This is a genomic window from Leptospira mayottensis 200901116 (assembly GCF_000306675.2).
GTDB lineage: Bacteria > Spirochaetota > Leptospiria > Leptospirales > Leptospiraceae > Leptospira > Leptospira mayottensis.
On sequence record NZ_CP024871.1, the window covers coordinates 1,641,304 to 1,660,000 of the forward strand.

The following is an 18,697-nucleotide window of genomic DNA, read 5'->3' on the forward strand; positions in this document are numbered from 1 at the left end:
AATAAGCAATTCTGATTTTGTGGAGGTTTTCGTATTTAAATCATGCTCCTGTTTTCTTACCCCGAACTCACGTAAGTTTACTCGAAAACAAATTCAGTTAAAAACTTTGTTAAGATTCGAATCGATCCTTGCTTGTTTGGAATGTATCAAATGTGATGTTCAAAGAGCGAAGTCGTTTAAAGCATTTTGTTAATCTATATCGTGTTGCAGTGTTAAAGAGGTTTGCATGAAGACCTTTGTAAGGAAGATCCTCTATTGGCTGAGGCAGTATCAATATTATTTTTTTCTCTATTCGTGGAATAAGAATACTCATAAATCAGAATATTCTTATCAACCTTTGATTAGCATACTTGTGCCCGTTTATAACACGAGAAAAAGATATCTAGAGGAAATGGTTCGCTCCGTTGAGATGCAAACTTACAAAAACTGGGAATTAATTCTTCTTGATGATGCTTCTCCGGATGAAAGCCCCGGAAATTATCTGAAAGAACGATGTAAAACAGATTCTCGAATTCGATATTTTCGTTCGGATAAAAATGAAGGAATCAGTTTAGCGACTCGGAAAGCGTTCGAATGCGCCGGGGGTGAATATGTGGCATTTTTAGATCACGATGATCGTTTGTCAAAAAACGCGTTATCAATCGTATTGGAAGCTCTCCAAGAGGAAAAAAACAGACCTGAGTTTCTTTATTCCGATGAGATTTTTCAATCCAAGATTCCCGGAGTATTTTCCTTATCTACAAAACCGGAGTTCTCGCCTGAAAAATTAATATCTTATAATTATATCTGCCATTTTGTGATAGTTTCAAAAAACTTAATCTATCGAATGGGTGGAATTCGGGAAGGTTACGACGGAAGCCAGGATCATGAATTTGCGCTTCGCGCGTGTAGATATACGGATCGTATTAGAAGACTTCCATATTTTTTATACGTATGGCGTCTTCATGGAGAAAGTTTTTCAAGACAAAAGGCGAAAATCTGTGAAGAAAGTTCTAAAAGGGCTATCTTAGAATATTATAAAGACAGAAGAGAAGAAGTAGAAAAAATCGTTCCAGGATATTATCCGTTTACCTATCATCCAATTCGTAGGTTGAAATCAAACAAATTGATTTCGGTTGTTGTTCTTGATATAGAGGCTATACTGGGAAATGGATTTCAAGATATTTATGAAATGATTCGATTGACCCCTTCTGATTTTCACTTAGAAATTTTTCTAAGCGTTGGAAAGAATCAGACGAAATTTGAAATTCCTCGATCTGTTTTGAAAGAATTTCAAGGTCGAGTTCGATTTAAAATATTTGAATTTTCAAGCTCGGATCTTTACGCTAAAAATATCAATTCAATTGTTTCTGATGCACAAGGTTCTTACGTTTTATTTTGGAACCCTTGTTTTAAACCGAAGAACGAGAATTGGTTGTATGAGTTGCTGCAGCATGCGCAATCTTCGGGAATAGGCGCAGTTTGTCCGGTTATTTTCAATCAAAAAAATGAACTCATTTATTCTTCTTTGCTTCTTGGGAAAGGAGGATTCATTGGTATTGCGGGTAATGGGGTTACAGTAGCGGGAGCTAAAATTTGGTCTGGAGAATTTGTCGAGAAGAACGTTTCTGCAATTTCGCGTAATGTGTTCTTGGTATCTCGAAAGAATTGGGATTTATTAAATGGCCTTGATGAATCTTTTCAAAGCGACTATTGGGACGTGGATTTTTCTCTAAGGCTCCTTGAGGAAAATTTTAGGATTGTAAGTAACCCTTTCTCAAGTTTTGTCTCTTCTTATACACTTAAGAGATCTTTTCAGGAATATGATTCTAAATATAAAATTGGTAGATCGGATCGAAAATTGCTAATCAGAAAATGGGGAGGCTTATTGGAATCAGACAGATTTTATTCTCCTCATAGCGACTTATTAGGATCTGATATGTATCCTAGAAATTTTTTTCATAGTTTGCAGTATAAGATTTACAGAAGAAAATGGAGTCTAAACTGATAAAGCGAATGTAAAGAATCGATTTAAAACTTTACATTCTGCCCCAAAACTTAGAATTCCCAAAGAAATCGTCGGGAATAAATTCATATTTTCTGTGAATGAGAAAGATGAAAATTTTGATCGCGATCTTAAGCAATTCGGATTTTTTGGTAATCCTGGGATGTAGATTGAAAGGCTTAATGAAATTATAACTTATCTCAAGAATAATTTATTATAGTTTTGAAGTACTTTTATTCGAAGGCGAAATGTTTTTGCCGTAGTTTTTGAAAGACCCTATCTCCTAAAACAAGTTAATTTATATGCAATTTAAAAGATTTTCCATAGAAGGTCCTGTTCTAATCGAACCCAAAGTTTTTGGAGATGAACGAGGTTTTTTCTTTGAGACTTTTAAGGCATCACTATTCGAAAGTGAGAATATACCGACTCACTTCTCTCAAGATAACCATTCTAGATCCTCTCAAGGAGTATTGAGGGGGATGCATCTACAAGTTCCTCCTTACGAACAAGGAAAGTTAGTCCGAGTAGTGAGAGGTAAGGTGATAGACGTGGTGGTGGACGTTCGGGTGGGTTCTCCTAGTTATGGAAAATGGTTTTCCGTTGAACTATCGGAGGAAAATAAAAACATATTTTGGGTTCCTCCCGGATTCGCTCACGGATTTTTAACTTTAGAAGATAAAACGGATTTTTTATATAAGGTGACGAAGGAATATAACCCTCAAAACGAGGTTGGAATTCGCTGGGATGATCCTGCGTTAGGCATTCCTTGGAAAACCTGGTTGTCTGATTCTGAATTTATAGTGTCTCAAAGGGATCAAGAAACCCCTTTTCTCATCGATTTCAAAAGTCCATTCGTATATTAAAATATGATTTATTATACAGGAAAAAATGGTCAATTGGGCTGGGAATTGGCCAGACGATTCAAATCCGAAGGTTTAGAATCGGTCGGATTCGGTAGAGAAGAATGGGATCTAACGGATCTTGATTCTGTAGAAAAAATTTTAAAAGATTCTCCTAAAATTTTAGTTCATTGTGGAGCTTATACGGCAGTGGATAAGGCGGAATCGGATTCGGAAAAAGCCTACAAGATCAATTCCTTATCTGTAAAAAAAATTTCGGAAGAATGTCTAAAAAGAAACATTCATCTGATTTATATATCCACTGATTTTGTCTTCGATGCAAATTCGGAAACGATCGGAGATACGATTCGCTTTTGGAAACCGGATTCGACTCTTTCTCCGAAAGGGATTTATGGATTATCGAAAGCGGAAGGGGAAGGCTGGGTCCGAAATACGTTTGCAGATTCTAGGCAAGCCAACATTGTCCGTACCAGTTGGGTGTATTCCTCGCACGGAAATAATTTTCCTAAAACGATTCTAAAACTTTTACAGGATTTCGATCGCACTGAATTAAAAGTAATTGAGGACCAGTTGGGAAGGCCTACGTGGGCAGGAAGGCTTGCGGATTTTATAATATTCTTAATTTATGGAATTCTAAAGGGCGAGGGGTATTCGAAGGTTTTGCATTTTTCCAATTCCGGAGTCGCGAGTTGGTATGATTTTGCGGTTGCAATTCGAGATATCTCATATTCTTTTTCTTTGATAGAGAATTTAAAACCGATTTTCCCGATTCCTACGGAAGGTTATCCTACGCCTGCTCCAAGGCCTAGATACTCAATTTTAGATTTAAATGAAACTCGAAAAGTTTTTGGTCCTGTTCCACATTGGAAAGAAGATTTAACTCTCTGTCTGAAAGAACTCGCCGAGATTTCCGGAAAAAAAGTATGAAAAAAATTTTAGTCACGGGCGGAGCCGGTTTTATAGGCTCTAATTTTGTGAATCTCATTTTAAACGATACCAAAGAATATCAGGTAATCGTCTTAGATAAGCTGACTTATGCGGGAAATCTGAAAAGTTTGGAATCCTGGAAAAAAGATCCTAGGTTTATTTTTGTAAAGGCGGACATTGCAAATAAGGAAGAGGTATTTTCGATCTTTCAAGAACATAAATTCGACTACGTAGCGCACTTTGCGGCGGAAAGTCATGTGGATCGTTCCATTTTGGGCCCGGAAGAGTTCATCAAAACGAATGTGCTGGGTACTTTTTATCTTTTGGATGCCGCTCGGTTACAATGGAAGGGGGCTTATGAAGGAAAAAAATTTCTTCACGTATCTACGGACGAAGTGTTCGGGACTTTAGGAGATACTGGATATTTTACCGAAGAAACCCCTTATGCGCCTAACTCACCTTATTCGGCTTCTAAAGCCGGTTCGGATCATATCGTAAGATCTTACTTTCATACGTATCAAATGCCGGTCGTGACTACGAATTGCTCCAATAACTACGGCCCCTATCATTTTCCAGAGAAGTTGATTCCTTTGATAATTTTGAATTGTCTACAAGGGAAACCTCTTCCCGTTTATGGAGACGGAAGGAATATAAGGGATTGGTTATACGTTAAAGATCATTGCGAAGCATTACGTCTTGCCTTGTTCCAAGGATTGCCGGGGGAGACTTATAATATAGGGACTCGAAACGAAAAAAAAAATATAGATATAGTAAATTCGATCTGTTCGATCATGGACGAGTTTCATCCTTCCGGAGTTCCGCATTCTAAATTGATTCAACATGTAAAGGACAGGCCTGGGCATGATTTTCGTTATGCAATTGATCCTTCCAAAATTGAAAGAGAACTGGGATGGAAACCCAAGTTCGCGTTCGAATCGGCTCTCAGAGAAACGGTTCGGTGGTATTTAGACAACGAGTCTTGGTGGAAGGAAATTCTTTCCGGTCAATATAAAGAATATTATCAAAATCAATATGAGAAACGTTAGATGAAATCAAGAAAAGGAATCATACTCGCAGGCGGTTCCGGAACAAGGCTTTATCCGGTTACCTACGTCGTTTCCAAACAACTTTTGCCGGTTTACGATAAACCGATGATCTATTACCCACTAACAACGCTTATGCTAGCGGGTATTAAAGAAATACTTTTAATTTCCACACCACAGGCAACTCCTATGTATCGGGAACTTTTAGGAGATGGAAAACAATGGGGAATTTCTATCGAATATGCGGTTCAGTCCGAACCGGGAGGATTGGCGCAAGCATATTGGATCGGAGAAAATTTCGTCAATGGGCATCCGTCCGTATTGATTCTTGGAGATAATATTTATTTCGGTCATAATCTTGCTGTTCTTTTAGAGAACGCTTCTAAAAAAACTAAGGGTTCTACCGTGTTCGCGTATCCGGTTCATGATCCGGAAAGGTATGGAGTGGTGGAATTTGATTCGGAAAGACGTGCGGTTTCGATCGAAGAAAAACCTTCTAAGCCGAAGTCCAATTACGCAGTCACTGGATTATATTTTTATGATGAGGACGTCGTAAATATCGCCAAGTCCATCAAACCTTCCGCAAGGGGAGAATTGGAAATTACGGACGTAAATAGGATTTATTTAGAAAGAAGAATTTTAGACGTTCAAGTGATGGGACGAGGATACGCTTGGTTGGATACTGGGACTCACGAATCTCTTTTAGAGGCATCTGTATTTATAGAAACGATTGAAAAAAGACAGGGACTTAAAATTGCCTGCCCGGAGGAAATCGCGTTTAGAAAAGGTTTTATAGATGGGTCTCAATTAGAAAAATTGATAGTTCCTCTTAAAAAAACAGGTTATGGAGAATATCTTGTAAAAATACTTCAAGAAAAAATTTACTGAATAAGTGAAGATTTTACGTTCTAAAACTTCCCAAAGTTTTTATCTCTGGATTTTATATCAGCGTATTATTTCTTATTTGTCGACGTTTTGCAGTTTTTATTATATTCCCTTTTTTTATGAGGGTTTCTTCTTTCGATCTTAGTTTCTTTTTTTGTTTTAGAATTTGTCTCCAGAAACTTCAGGATTTTTGATCTAGGAAGCAGATGGTCTCATGGTTGTCGGAAAGGAGGATCCAATGACAACGATCAAACTTGCAAATTGACATCTAAAAAGTGGGAATTCGAGCGTTTCTATTACGAATTTATCAAATGATTCTAGCTGACTTCTCTTAATTGATCCTTCCAAGGGTTTCATTAATTCCACATTTTTTCATTAAAATCGTTTATGAATTTGATATCTCCGATTAACAAAACGGTTCCAATTATTCGTTTGAATGTAAAAGAAATGGTGCAAGATTTAATTTTCAACGACTTTATTGTGCGTAGATGCTAATTTTTACAGAATTGAGTGGATCGGAATTTAAGTTTTTGAATGCAATATTATAATATTATAACAGTTACATACAATTCAGGAAAATACATTTCTGCATTAAACGATTCCATGAAATTGCCTCCCAATTGGACTTGGGTGATTTGGGACAATGATTCCAAGGATGATACGCAGGAACAACTCAAACGGCTTTCCAAAGAAGATAGGAGATTGATTTATTTTAGTTCTAAGAATTTAGGTTTTGCAGGTGGAAACAACGAAGCGATCAAAGTAGCGCCTAAGTCAAATTGGACCTTACTGATCAATCCGGATTCTCGTTTGAGTGACGATTTCTTTTCCGAATGCGAGAAGACACTTGAATCGAAAGGAAAGGAGTATTCTATCATTTCCTTTTTAATGCTTAAAGACGATCAGGTGGAAAAGAAGTTAATAGACGGAGCGGGCGATATTTATCACGTCTCGGGGGCTGCATGGAGAAGGGGGTATAAAAGAGTTCTCTCCGAAGAGTATTTGAGAGAAGCGGAGATTTTTTCCGCATGCGGAGGTGCGATGGCTATTCGGACAGAAGTCTATGAAAGAATGGGCGGATTTGACTCCGATTTTTTTTGTTATATGGAAGATGTAGATTTAAGCTTTCGGGCCAGGCTTACGGGAGAAAGAGTACTTTTTAGTCCGAATATCAAAGTTTATCATCACGGATTTGGGTCCACGGAAGAGAAAAGCACGTTTTCCCTCTATTACGGCTTAAGAAACGCGTTAGTCGTTTATTGGAAAAATATGCCACTGTCTTATGCTTTACGTTATATATTTCATCATATGTTTTTTTTCGGAGTAAGTATTTGTTTTCATACGGTCTTTACGAGTCCTAAAATATTGGGGGTACCTTTCGATTTTTTAAGGATGTTGCCTGGGATCATCCGTAAAAGATTAGAGATTTGTAATGTTGAAAACTATCAATCTGACGAAATTTTAATATGGATGGACCGTAGGTGGTTTACTCCTTTTCGTAAAAAGTAAAATGTATGTTAGAGAAATTTTCTCCGTTAGCTGTTATAGTCACTTTCAACCCAGATTTTAATTTTACCCACAAAAATATCCAAAACTTAAATTCGAATTCCGTTCCGGTTTTAGTCGTAGATAACCGATCCAAAAATATATCTTCAATCCGTTCCAAGATTGGAAAACAAAACGTACTTATAGAAAACGAATCCAATCTAGGTTTAGGGTTCGCTTTAAATCGAGGAATCGAATACGCACAAACGAATCGATATACACATGTTTGGTTATTCGATCAGGATAGCTTTTTGGAAACGTCGGCGATTCGAACTTTTCTGCAAAAAGTCGGGGAATATGGGATACAAAAGTCCCGGAATGAGAAAATAGCATCCTTCGGTCCTAATATTTTTGATACAATCAAAAATCGTAATATTTACAGAATTCGGGAGAATGAATCTGGAATTCTGAACGTGGAATTTTTAATTACTTCGGGAAGTTTTTATTCCTTAGATGTCTTTAGGGATGTGGGTTTGATCTATCAGGATTTCTTTATAGACTATTTGGATTACGAGTGGTGCTTTCGGGCAAATTATAAAGGTTATGTTCATAAAATCGTTTCCAAAGTGAAAATGAACCATTCCATAGGAAACGATTCCAGAAGCATTTTGGGACTTTTTAAAGTAGCGATTCATTCTCCTTTTCGGTGGTATTTTCTATTTAGAAACGGAATATATATGTGTAGAATGTCTCATATTCCACTTCGGTTTAAATTAGAAGTGGTTTTTAAAGCGATTTTTCGTTTTTTGATTTTGCCCATTTTTTCAAATTCGAAATACCAGACGTATCGTCATATTCTATGGGGAATCTATGATGGGGTTACGAAAAAACAATCGTCTTTTTATAAACATCTTGTTGGTAGAATGTCCCAGAGTTAGGTCGATGAAAAATCCGATTTATCGCCTTTTGCTTTTGGACTGTAGATCTTCGATTTGAAAGCTCGCATATCAGACAAAATGGCGCCCCTTCTGGGCTTGAAAAGCGTGGGTAAGATGCAAGCATTTACCACAAAACAAGAAAACCAACAGAAGGAACGTAATGAAAAGAAAAGTATATGTAGGAATGGATGTCCACAAAGAAACGATTAGAATTGCGTGTTTAACGAACAATACAAAGGAAATAGTAAAAGAACAGCAGATAAAACATAATGAGGTTTAGATCAAAAAGTTCGTCAATAAACTAAAATCAGAATGGAACGAGATACATAGTTGTTACGAGGCGGGAGTAACGGGTTATCCACTTTACAGAAATCTAAAGTCTTTGGGAGTGAATTGTATCCTTGTAGCACCCGGAAAGATACCAAGACAAAGCTCGGATAAGATCAAAACGGATAAAAGAGATGCAATCAAATTAGCAAAATTATTACGAAGTGGAGAATTAGAATCGATTCATGTACCGAGTGAAGAGGACGAAGCGGTAAGGGATTATCTAAGATCCCGTGACAGTCTTCGTTTGGATTTAGGAAGGAATCGTCAAAGGTTGATGAAATTCTTATTAAGAAAGGGTATAACTTACTCAGCAACAAAGTATTGGACAGTCAGTCATAACAAATGGTTGAACAATCTACAGTTTAACAACGAGATCCTTCAAGAGACATTTAACGACTATTATAGTCGGGTAAGAGTTCAAGAAGAGAATTTAAAAGCGATGGATAAGAGAATACAAGAGATAGCGGAAAGTGAACCGTATCGAGAGAAAGTAGGAATATTAAGATGTTTCCGAGGAGTGGATTATTTAACCGCAATGTTTTTACTTTGTGAGGTTTGTGACTTCAAACGATTCAAAACAGCCGGTTCGTTCATGAGTTTTTTAGGACTTGTTCCGGGAGAATATTCCAGCGGTTCCAAAAGAAAACAAACAGGGATAACAAAAACTGGAAGTCCCAGACTTCGAAGAATATTGACAGAAGCAGCTTGGCAACATCGTTTCCCTGGAACAGGAAGTAAGGTTGTAACCGCACGTAGATCGGGACAACCTGCGTTAGTTGTTGCTTTGGCGGAAAAAGCTTCTCTCAGGTTACACAAGAAGTTTCGTAATCTACAGCAAAGAGGAAAAACTCCTCAGGTAATGATAACGGCAGTTTCAAGAGAGTTATCCGGATTTCTTTGGGCAGCGATGAATCTGGTTGCATAGAGTTAGAGTAATGTTTCATCCAATAATTGAATTCGTTAGAGAAGATGTACGATAAAGGAGGAATACTTGTTGGCTCAGTGTTGAAGCAAATTTGAATTTCAAATTTGACCTTCGTTTTAAGACTAAGAACAGCTCCCGATGTATAGATTATCCTGCGGTATCCAACCCGCGAATATCAGTCTGATCAATCGTCGCGAATGCTTTTCTCTAACGAGTTAAATTATTGGGTGATTAAAAAAAAATGCGAAAAAATATTTACGGCTCCGGATGGGGCGCCATATCAGAGCCTGTCTTAAAATCTTAGAATATGGGAACTCCTAACGATTTTAAACGACAGGAAAAAAACCACAAAAGCGGTATAAACTGTTAATGTGACGTGGTCTGTAGGAGTGGAACTCCCATATTTTTTGGAAACTTGCAGGATCGTTTAAATAAATTTTTTGAAGTTTTGAGGAGAGCACTAAGCGATTCGGATTTTGGACTTTAGAACAATTGCATATGTTAATATACAACTGATCCTAATGCGTTAACCCCTAACATCGAATATGTGTATTCCTAACAAATTTTTAGGAAATTCGGAATTGTCTAGATGGATTCAGATCGGGCACAACGAGCTTTTGCTTTGACCTCATGTGATGTTTAAGGAGCTAAAAATTTTTTCACAGAACCAGCCCTTTGTAACTTTTACACGAGAATTTTACAGTTTTTCAAGCTTTTATTCTGAAAACGTAATTTGTGCGAGTTTTCCAGCTCTTAGATTTTGAAAATCAAAACAAGCTGATAAGTTTTAAATTGAAAGCGAATGATTTAAAAAATAGAGATTTAGACCTGTCCCAAAACCTCGGAATATAAGAGCCTCGACGAGAACTTAACAGTTATAAAATATGCTCAAAAGCTCATAAACTACTAAAGGGACGTGATTTGTGGGACTTCTATATTTTATTACGAACTTACTGAATTATTGTAACTGATTTCTTGTAAGGTTTTTAAGACAGGCTCTGATATGGCGCCCCCATCCGGAGCTGTAAATATTTTTTCGCATTTTTTTTTAATCACCCAATAATTTAACTCGTTAGAGAAAAGCATTCGCGACGATTGATCAGACTGATATTCGCGGGTTGGATACCGCAGGATAATCTATACATCGGGAGCTGTTCTTAGTCTTAAAACGAAGGTCAAATTTGAAATTCAAATTTGCTTCAACACTGAGCCAACAAGTATTCCTCCTTTATCGTACATCTTCTCTAACGAATTCAATTATTGGATGAAACATTACTCTAACTCTATGCAACCAGATTCATCGCTGCCCAAAGAAATCCGGATAACTCTCTTGAAACTGCCGTTATCATTACCTGAGGAGTTTTTCCTCTTTGCTGTAGATTACGAAACTTCTTGTGTAATCTGAGAGATGCTTTTTCCGCCAAAGCAACAACTAACGCAGGTTGTCCCGATCTACGTGCGGTTACAATTTTACTTCCTGTTCCAGGGAAACGATGTTGCCAAGCTGCTTCTGTCAATATTCTTCGAAGTCTGGGACTTCCAGTTTTTGTTATCCCTGTTTGTTTTCTTTTGGAACCGCTGGAATATTCTCCCGGAACAAGTCCTAAAAAACTCATGAACGAACCGGCTGTTTTGAATCGTTTGAAGTCACAAACCTCACAAAGTAAAAACATTGCGGTTAGATAATCCACTCCTCGGAAACATCTTAATATTCCCACTTTCTCTCGATACGGTTCACTTTCCGCTATCTCTTGTATCCTCTTATCCATCGCTTTTAAATTCTCTTCTTGAACTCTTACCCGACTATAATAGTCGTTAAACGTCTCTTGAAGGATCTCGTTGTTAAACTGTAGATTGTTCAACCATTTGTTATGACTGACTGTCCAATACTTTGTTGCTGAGTAAGTTATACCCTTTCTTAATAAGAATTTCATCAACCTTTGACGATTCCTTCCTAAATCCAAACGAAGGCTGTCACGGGATCTCAAATAATCCCTTACCGCTTCGTCCTCTTCACTCGGTACATGAATCGATTCTAATTCTCCACTTCGTAATAATTTTGCTAATTTGATTGCATCTCTCTTATCCGTTTTGATCTTATCCGAGCTTTGTCTTGGTATCTTTCCGGGTGCTACAAGGATACAGTTCACTCCCAAAGACTTGAGATATCTGTAAAGTGGATAACCGGTTACTCCCGCCTCGTAACAACTATGTATCTCGTTCCATTCTGATTTTAGTTTATTGACGAACTTTTTGATCTGAACCTCATTATGTTTTATCTGCTGTTCTTTTACTATTTCCTTTGTATTGTTCGTTAAACACGCAATTCTAATCGTTTCTTTGTGGACATCCATTCCTACATATACTTTTCTTTTCATTACGTTCCTTCTGTTGGTTTTCTTGTTTTGTGGTAAATGCTTGCATCTTACCCACGCTTTTCAAGCCCAGAAGGGGCGCCATTTTGTCTTAATTTTTATTCATATAAAAGCTAGAACGACGTATGAAATTATTTTTGATTCGTTTAAGAAATTTCTTACTGTTTTGCATGAGATTCTGTATAGGAATTTCAAGAAAATTAAAAGTTCCAAATTGTTTTGTTATAATATGGCTCTGATTTTAGCTTCAGGTTCGTTTGGGGAAAGACACAAAAGAAGAATTTTAAACTGAAAGGACTGAATTTTGGAATTTGGAATTACCGTTTCTATCGTATTATATAAACCGAATTTATCTATTTTTAAAGAATCATTTTTTTCGCTTCTGAACTCGATCGTATATCAAATCTCTCTCACTTCAAAAACGATTCGATATAAAATTGACGTCTTGGACAATTCTCCCGTATACGGAGAGGAAGTAGAAGCGATATTAGACGGTTGTGCGAAGGAGCCTTCGTTTCAGAATCATGTCGAATTTCGATACGTTCATTTCCCCGAAAATCCGGGTTATGGAGTGGCAAATAACCGTTCCATTTTAAAATCGAATACGAAATTTCATTTGGTTCTCAATCCAGATATCAAAATGATTCCGGAAACATTGGATCTATGTGTTCGTTATCTGGAAGAACATCCAGGCTGCGATGCGGTGGTTCCATCCGTTTGGGATTGGGAGAGTGGTTCTGATGAAAAACGTAATATACAATTTTTAGTAAAATCTTATCCTACCGTTTTTGTATTATTTTTGAGGTCTTTTGCGCCGAATGTTTTAAAAAAAATATTTCGAAAATACTTAAACCGATACGACCTAAGGGAAAAGAATTGGAATCAAACTCAGGAAGATGTACCTCTCATAAGTGGTTGTTTTATCTTTGCAAAGACCAAATCTTTACAGAAAATCGGTGGATTTGACGAAAGATTTTTTTTGTATTTTGAGGATTTTGATCTTTCGATGCGTTTGAACCGTAAGGATTACTTCCCGAAGATCCGAATTTTTCACAAAGGCGGAAACTCTTCTAAGAAAGGTTTTTTGCATATTAGGCTTTTTATTGTTTCCGCATGCCGATTTTTTACGAAATTCGGCTGGAAGTTAATTTAGAACATTATAAAATTCTATTTTTATATTTTAAATATCCAAGTGAAACGCAACTTAATTTTGATTATTGGAACTTTGCTCTTAGTTGGAATTTTATTTTTCGTTCAGATCCGTTTTGTATTTCCTTTAAGCATTGCCATTATGATCTGTATTTTCGTTTTGGCCGCTGTTTTTTGGGTGACCGAACCGATTCCTGGATACGCCACTTCGATTCTCGTGATCTTTTTGGAAATTATTTTTTTGGCAAACCCTATCGGCATTCCTGGTTTTGTATTTCCTCAAAATAAAAATCCGTCCATTGCAATCTTTCTTTCTTCTTTGGCGGATTCTTCGATTATGTTGTTTTTGGGTGGTTTCGTATTAGCAAAAGCCTGCGTAAAGACGGGATTAGATCGTTTTTTTGCCAACCGGATCATTCGTAAATTTGGGGTGAAGAGTCATCAAGTGCTTCTCGGTTTTATGTTCACAACCGGATTTATATCAATGTGGATGAGCAATACGGCGACCACTTCTATGATGATCGCCCTTTCTTTTCCTTTGTTACAGATTTTACCGGAAAAAGAACCATTTCGAAAAGCATTGATCCTGGGAATTCCGTTTGCGGCGAACATAGGAGGAGTGGGGACCCCGATCGGATCTCCTCCGAATATCATCGCGATGGGAATTCTTAGACAACAAGGTATTATCATTCCCTTCGGAACTTGGATGTTTTTTGCGGTTCCTCTCGTAGTCGTTTTAATTTTATTCACTTGGTTCCTTCTTTTGAAATTATTTCCGCAAAAGAATTCCTTGGACTTAGTAGTAGAATTTCAAGAACCGGAAGGGGGAGCTAAATCCTTTTCGTTTAGAGTTACTTCGATAATTTTTTTGGGAACAGTTGTTCTTTGGTTTACCGAAAATTTACACGGAGTTCCGGCGGGAGTTGTCGCACTTCTTCCTTTGATTCTATTTCCTACATTCGGAATTTTGAACGAGAAGGATATAAACTCTTTGGATTGGTCCGTTTTAATTCTGATTACGGGTGGAATCGGTATCGGAGTAGGTTTTCAGCAGAGTGGAATGGGTCCCTGGTTTTCGGGAATCTTAAGGCCTATTACAAAACCGGAATATGCAATAAGTGTATTGTTTTTTCTTTGTATCCTGACTCTTTTGTTGAGCACTTTTATGTCGAACACCGCTGCGACAAATCTTCTGGTTCCGTTTGCGTTTCCGCTTTCTGAGGTGCTTTTTCCCGGATCAAACGCGTATCTTTTGGAAATATGTTTTGGGATTGCTCTTGCCGCTTCTCTAGCCATGTCTCTTCCTGTAAGCACTCCTCCAAATGCGATCGCATATTCGGTCGGGGGATTTGAAATCAAGGATATGATTTGTGCTGGTTTGCCAGTCGGAATTTTCGGTTTAATTGTTGTTTTGTCCACATATTTTGCATTTTTATAATTTATATTTCTATAATTTGTTGCACACTCTCCTCGGCTTCTCTCCTTTGTAAATTTTTTCAAATCGATTATTGATTTTATTTTTATAGTCGATTTTTTTAAATTAAGGTTTTTAAAAGTTAGATCTGAAAAAGATTTATGAAACGCGAAAATTACTTGAAAGAACCCATATTTATGGGACAGTAAAAATGTAATGAAGACTACATTGGAAATACCAGATCTATTGTATAAAAAGGCGAAAGTGAAAGCCGCCGAAAGGGGGATATCCATGAGAGCTTTGTTTATTGAAGCCTTAGAGCATAATCTAAAAATGGCAGAGGCGGTAAAAAGAGAAAAGGTAGCGTCTAAATTTGCAACCAATAGTTACGGATGGCCCGTACTTTCTAAAAAGAAGGGGATAAAAGTAACTAACGAAATTATTAATACGATCAGAAAGGAAGAAGGTTAGAATGGGATATCTTTTGGATGTAAACGTTTTAGTTGCTCTGAGCGATTCCAATCATATCTTTCATGAAAAAACATGGCAATGGTTCGATCGAAAAGCGAAAAACAGTTGGGCCACTTGTCCGATCACTCAAAACGCATTGGTGCGGATTATAAGTCGTTCTTCCTATCCAGGAAGTCCGGGAGGGATAGAGGTTGCTTCGGCGATTTTACACTCTCTCTTAAAGGTAAAGGGTCATCGATTTATTCCGGATAACATTTCTATTGATTCTCCGTCCTTTTATCTCAATATCGTCTCCGTAAAGTCGAAACAACTTACGGATATTTACCTTTTGGCTTTGAGTGTTAGCCATAAGGTAAGATTCGCCACCTTCGATTCTAAAATTCCATACGATGCGGTTGATCGTGGAAAAGAATATTTGGAATTGATCGCAACTTAACTTTCTACTCTTTATGAAAGAATTTTTTGACGAATTTTTCCCTTCTATTTTGAAAAGATCGAAAGGGATATAAAGTTTGAAGCCTGTTCCAAAACCTTAAAATAAGTCAGTTATAATATTTACAGTAAGTTTGTACAAAAAATGCAGTAGTTTCTAGATTGGATATTTTATGTACTTTCTAACGGGTTTTTCGTTTTTTAGTTCTCACATTTAAGGTTTTAGAACTAATCCTTAGAACCCGTCTCAAAACTTCAAAATGTAGGAATTATTAAGCGACGGGAAAAACCGCCAATGTTGAGTAATCTGTAGGAACTCCCACGTTTTTTAGAAACTTGCTGGATCGTTTAGAAATATTTTTTTTAAGATTTTGAGACGAGTTCTTTCTTAAAAAAAGAATCATTGATGGGAGTCCGGAATTTAGTTAAGGTTAAATAAAAATTTGTTCCAAAATGTATCGTTTTTTTTCGTTAAACTGTTTTTGGTTTTGGAGGATCGAGAATTCGCTCAGTAAAAATCTTCAAAAATTCTGAATCAAAACTCAGTTACGAAGAAGTTTTTTGAATCCTTGGCTCGAAAAATAGAATGTTACGTGGTTCTTTTTTGGATTTGTGATGTGAAGAAATAAAAAACATGGAAAGTAATTTTGGAGATGTTAGAACGAAAAAAACATTTTATGAATTATAAAATCGATTTCGAATTATTTTGTCTAAACTCAGTCCTGTTTTTTATTAGAAACCGTCTCCGTCTCAAGAATGTTTTAGAATAATCAGTATTTTAAACAAAGATAAAGTATTGTTGAGATAGTTCTATTTTTTAAAGGTAGATCTTTTACTTAAAAGGTTAGATTCAGGTTCAATCAATTTTCACTGGGCGGATATCCTTTACAAATAATTGTATTTTATAGAGGTTGCCCTAAAGATAAAATCTCATTTTAGAGATTTCGATATGAGGATAAAAGTACCTGAAAAAATTTAAATTTTTTCTTGGGATTGACCTGAACTTTTGTAAAAAAAATTTGTAGAAAAGAAATCTATAGATTCTTGATAGAACTGACCTACGAATATACGATTGAATTTATCTTTTTACGTTTGATTTAAAGGGGGGCAGATTCAAAAGTGTTTCGCATTTGATTCTAAAAAAAAATCTTTCCAATCTTGAATAAGATTGATAGTTTATCCTCAGTGTTTTTTTCTCTTTTTCAGATCCTTGAAATTTTTAAAAATCCAGTATTAAGAGTTCGAAATCGAAAAAGCCGAAATCGGTTTTATTTTTCGAAGCATTTGATTCGTCTTTTTAGGGCATCAAATGGAAAACTTTACTGTTTCCTGTCAGAACTTACGTCAGGATTTTTTTTCTCGGCTTTTTTAATTTTTTGGATTCTCAAATGCAAGGACGCTCTACAGCGTCGTATAAATCGTCAGAAATTTCCAAATACGATTCAGTATGTTCTCATGTCGCATTCTACGGTCCGAGTTGTGACGATGAGAGTGACTCCTAAGTTTCTTTTATTAGGATGGATTCTGATATTTTTCTTTTTATCCATTTCCTGTTCTCCCGAATTTTTAAAAGATTCTTCTGTCAAAGATTCCGAGACAAATTCCCCGTCGGCTCTCGCGGTTTTTCAAGACAAGATCGATTCCGTTTTACATCCAGAGCATAATCACGATCCGGAATTACTCAAAGTTCTTGCGGGAGGAGACGTTATGTTTAATTGGGGGATCCGAGATACGATTCAAAAACACGGAGAAATTGCGCCCGTAAAAGGTCTAAAATCCCTTTTTAGCGAGGCTGACTTTAGAATGGTCAATCTGGAAACTCCTGTCGTTGCCTCCAAAACGGAAGAATCTAAAAAAGCTTATATTTTTACCGCTCATGAAAAAGATTTGGATTCTCTCAAATTTTTGGGAGTAGATATGGTTTTCCTTGGAAATAATCATTCTTTCGATCACGGTCAAAGAGGAATGGACGAGACTCTTGGTATATTAAATAAAAATAATATACTTAACGTGGGTGCAGGAAAGAAACTCCCGCAGGTCCTGAATCCTCTAAATTTAAGTTTGAAAGGTACGGACCTACGTGTTCATTCCGTGACTGCGATTGCCGAACGATCTCACTACGCGACTCACACGAAGTCGGGTGTGGCTCCTTTTCTGCTTTCTTCTTTGCAGGCGACGTTTCTTGAAAAACATTCTTCCCGTTTTAAAAATCATTCTTCTCCGATTCGGATTGTTTCCTTGCATTGGGGAATTGAGTATTCTCCCTTTCCGACTCCCGACCAGAGGAAAATTGCAAGGACTTTGATTGATTCTGGCGTAAAGATTGTGATCGGCCATCATCCTCACATTCCGCAGGGTGTCGAGATTTACAGAGGTGGGGTAATTCTCTATTCTTTGGGAAATTTGATTTTCGGAAGTAGAAATTCCTACCTTAACCACAACTTAGTTGCGATTTTCCATATCCGTCGTAACCGCTTGGAGCGGGTAGAGCTCGTTCCGATTTTCGGAAAATTTCAAAAAGAAGATCATAGGATCCGACCGGTAATAGGTCAGGAAGCACAGGAGTTCCTACATGAAATCGCGGTTCTTTCGGCGGAATTCGGTACTCAATTTCGAATCGAAGGAGACAGAGCGTTTCTAGATCTTCCGACAAATTCTCCCTTGACCCCGGTCTTTCGGCGCAAAAAATAGGCTAAATTATCGGTTCTTCTGCTCGTCGCAAATCGTAGGCGGGCTTATAACCATAGGAGAAACTTTTGAGAAACTACGAACTCACCACTATTACACGTGTGAGCTCTCGGGAAGTTGCAAAGTCCGAAGTTCAGGATACTTTGAAGAAATTTTCCGTGAGCGTTACCGCTGACGAAGATTGGGGCCAAAGAAAACTCTGGCATCCGATCAAACACGAAGAACAGGGCATTTTCCATCATTACAAATGCAGCGCCGAGCCGAGTGCCATTGAAAAAGTGGAAAAAGAATTTTTAATCAATCAGAACATCCTTCGTTCCATGGTCGTTCGCCTCAATGGCTAATGATATCAATAGAGTGACTCTGGTCGGTCGTTTAACGCGGGACCCAGAGTTCAAATCGATCAATGGTACTTCTCTTGTAAATTTCTCTTTGGCCAATGGTAGGACCTATGTGTCTAACGGAGAAAAAAGAGAGGAGTCCCATTTTTTCGATTGTGAAGTCTGGGGGAAACCGGCCGATATCATTCAACAATATTGCAAAAAGGGAAAACAGATTGCCATTGAAGGAAGATTAAAGCAGGACACATGGGAAACACCGGAAGGTAAAAAAGCATCTCGAATTCGCATCGTTGTGGAGAATTTCCAACTTTTAGGCTCCAAAGACGATTCTAATTCGATGGGTGGATCTTCTTCCGGCGGATCTTCAACATTCGGGGGAAGTTCGTCACCCTCTCCGGAATATTATAACCCTCCTGCACCAGATGGAGACGACGACATACCGTTTTAATG

Annotated in this window: 15 protein-coding genes and 1 pseudogene; 15 read left to right on the forward strand and 1 reads right to left on the reverse strand. The window is 37.4% G+C overall.

Annotated elements, in window-relative coordinates:
• Positions 1-226 precede the first annotated feature (226 nt).
• The 8 genes and pseudogenes from LEP1GSC190_RS07330 to LEP1GSC190_RS07365 all read left to right on the forward strand — a co-directional run bounded on the left by LEP1GSC190_RS07330 (position 227) and on the right by LEP1GSC190_RS07365 (position 9,377).
• Positions 227-1,987 (forward strand): glycosyltransferase family 2 protein, encoded by a 1,761-nt coding sequence (locus tag LEP1GSC190_RS07330; RefSeq protein ID WP_002762895.1) that lies wholly within the window; start codon positions 227-229, stop codon positions 1,985-1,987.
• Positions 1,988-2,286: 299 nt separating this feature from the next.
• Positions 2,287-2,847: a dTDP-4-dehydrorhamnose 3,5-epimerase gene (gene rfbC, locus LEP1GSC190_RS07335; protein ID WP_004280431.1), complete on the forward strand. Its 561-nt coding sequence runs from the start codon at positions 2,287-2,289 to the stop codon at positions 2,845-2,847.
• A 3-nt stretch (positions 2,848-2,850) separates the two neighbouring features.
• Positions 2,851-3,771: a dTDP-4-dehydrorhamnose reductase gene (gene rfbD, locus LEP1GSC190_RS07340; protein ID WP_004282548.1), complete on the forward strand. Its 921-nt coding sequence runs from the start codon at positions 2,851-2,853 to the stop codon at positions 3,769-3,771.
• Positions 3,768-4,817: a dTDP-glucose 4,6-dehydratase gene (gene rfbB / locus LEP1GSC190_RS07345; protein WP_004280595.1), complete on the forward strand. Its 1,050-nt coding sequence runs from the start codon at positions 3,768-3,770 to the stop codon at positions 4,815-4,817. Before rfbD ends, rfbB begins: the two co-directional genes overlap by 4 nt.
• Complete coding sequence (rfbA, locus tag LEP1GSC190_RS07350) at positions 4,818-5,702, forward strand: glucose-1-phosphate thymidylyltransferase RfbA (RefSeq protein WP_004280167.1); 885 nt, start codon at positions 4,818-4,820, stop codon at positions 5,700-5,702.
• Between the two features lie 531 nt (positions 5,703-6,233).
• Positions 6,234-7,208, forward strand: a complete 975-nt coding sequence (locus tag LEP1GSC190_RS07355) for a glycosyltransferase family 2 protein (protein WP_004279964.1) — start codon at positions 6,234-6,236, stop codon at positions 7,206-7,208.
• A 5-nt stretch (positions 7,209-7,213) separates the two neighbouring features.
• Positions 7,214-8,122 carry a glycosyltransferase family 2 protein gene (locus LEP1GSC190_RS07360; RefSeq protein WP_004280241.1) on the forward strand — a complete coding sequence of 303 codons (909 nt, stop codon included), beginning with the start codon at positions 7,214-7,216 and terminating at the stop codon, positions 8,120-8,122.
• Between the two features lie 160 nt (positions 8,123-8,282).
• Positions 8,283-9,377: pseudogene (locus LEP1GSC190_RS07365) on the forward strand (IS110 family RNA-guided transposase).
• A 1,283-nt stretch (positions 9,378-10,660) separates the two neighbouring features.
• Here LEP1GSC190_RS07365 and LEP1GSC190_RS07370 read toward each other — a convergent pair.
• Positions 10,661-11,755, reverse strand: a complete 1,095-nt coding sequence (locus tag LEP1GSC190_RS07370; protein ID WP_117344670.1) for an IS110 family RNA-guided transposase — start codon at positions 11,753-11,755, stop codon at positions 10,661-10,663.
• Positions 11,756-12,056: 301 nt separating this feature from the next.
• Between LEP1GSC190_RS07370 and LEP1GSC190_RS07375 the strand changes: the two genes are divergently transcribed.
• From LEP1GSC190_RS07375 to LEP1GSC190_RS07405, 7 genes are all read left to right on the forward strand, one after another.
• Entirely contained in the window at positions 12,057-12,905 is an 849-nt protein-coding gene (locus LEP1GSC190_RS07375; protein ID WP_004280173.1) for a glycosyltransferase, read from the forward strand.
• Between the two features lie 39 nt (positions 12,906-12,944).
• Entirely contained in the window at positions 12,945-14,339 is a 1,395-nt protein-coding gene (locus tag LEP1GSC190_RS07380) for a DASS family sodium-coupled anion symporter (RefSeq protein ID WP_002762897.1), read from the forward strand.
• 192 nt (positions 14,340-14,531) lie between these two features.
• Complete coding sequence (locus LEP1GSC190_RS07385) at positions 14,532-14,786, forward strand: hypothetical protein (protein ID WP_036047959.1); 255 nt, start codon at positions 14,532-14,534, stop codon at positions 14,784-14,786.
• A 1-nt stretch (position 14,787) separates the two neighbouring features.
• Positions 14,788-15,222, forward strand: a complete 435-nt coding sequence (locus tag LEP1GSC190_RS07390) for a TA system VapC family ribonuclease toxin (protein ID WP_004280174.1) — start codon at positions 14,788-14,790, stop codon at positions 15,220-15,222.
• 1,181 nt (positions 15,223-16,403) lie between these two features.
• A complete protein-coding gene (locus tag LEP1GSC190_RS07395; protein WP_036048042.1) occupies positions 16,404-17,909 on the forward strand; it encodes a CapA family protein in 1,506 nt (501 codons plus the stop codon).
• A gap of 65 nt (positions 17,910-17,974) precedes the next feature.
• Positions 17,975-18,250, forward strand: a complete 276-nt coding sequence (rpsF, locus tag LEP1GSC190_RS07400; RefSeq protein ID WP_002762875.1) for a 30S ribosomal protein S6 — start codon at positions 17,975-17,977, stop codon at positions 18,248-18,250.
• Positions 18,243-18,695: a single-stranded DNA-binding protein gene (locus LEP1GSC190_RS07405; protein ID WP_036036053.1), complete on the forward strand. Its 453-nt coding sequence runs from the start codon at positions 18,243-18,245 to the stop codon at positions 18,693-18,695. Before rpsF ends, LEP1GSC190_RS07405 begins: the two co-directional genes overlap by 8 nt.
• The last annotated feature ends 2 nt before the right edge of the window (positions 18,696-18,697 follow it).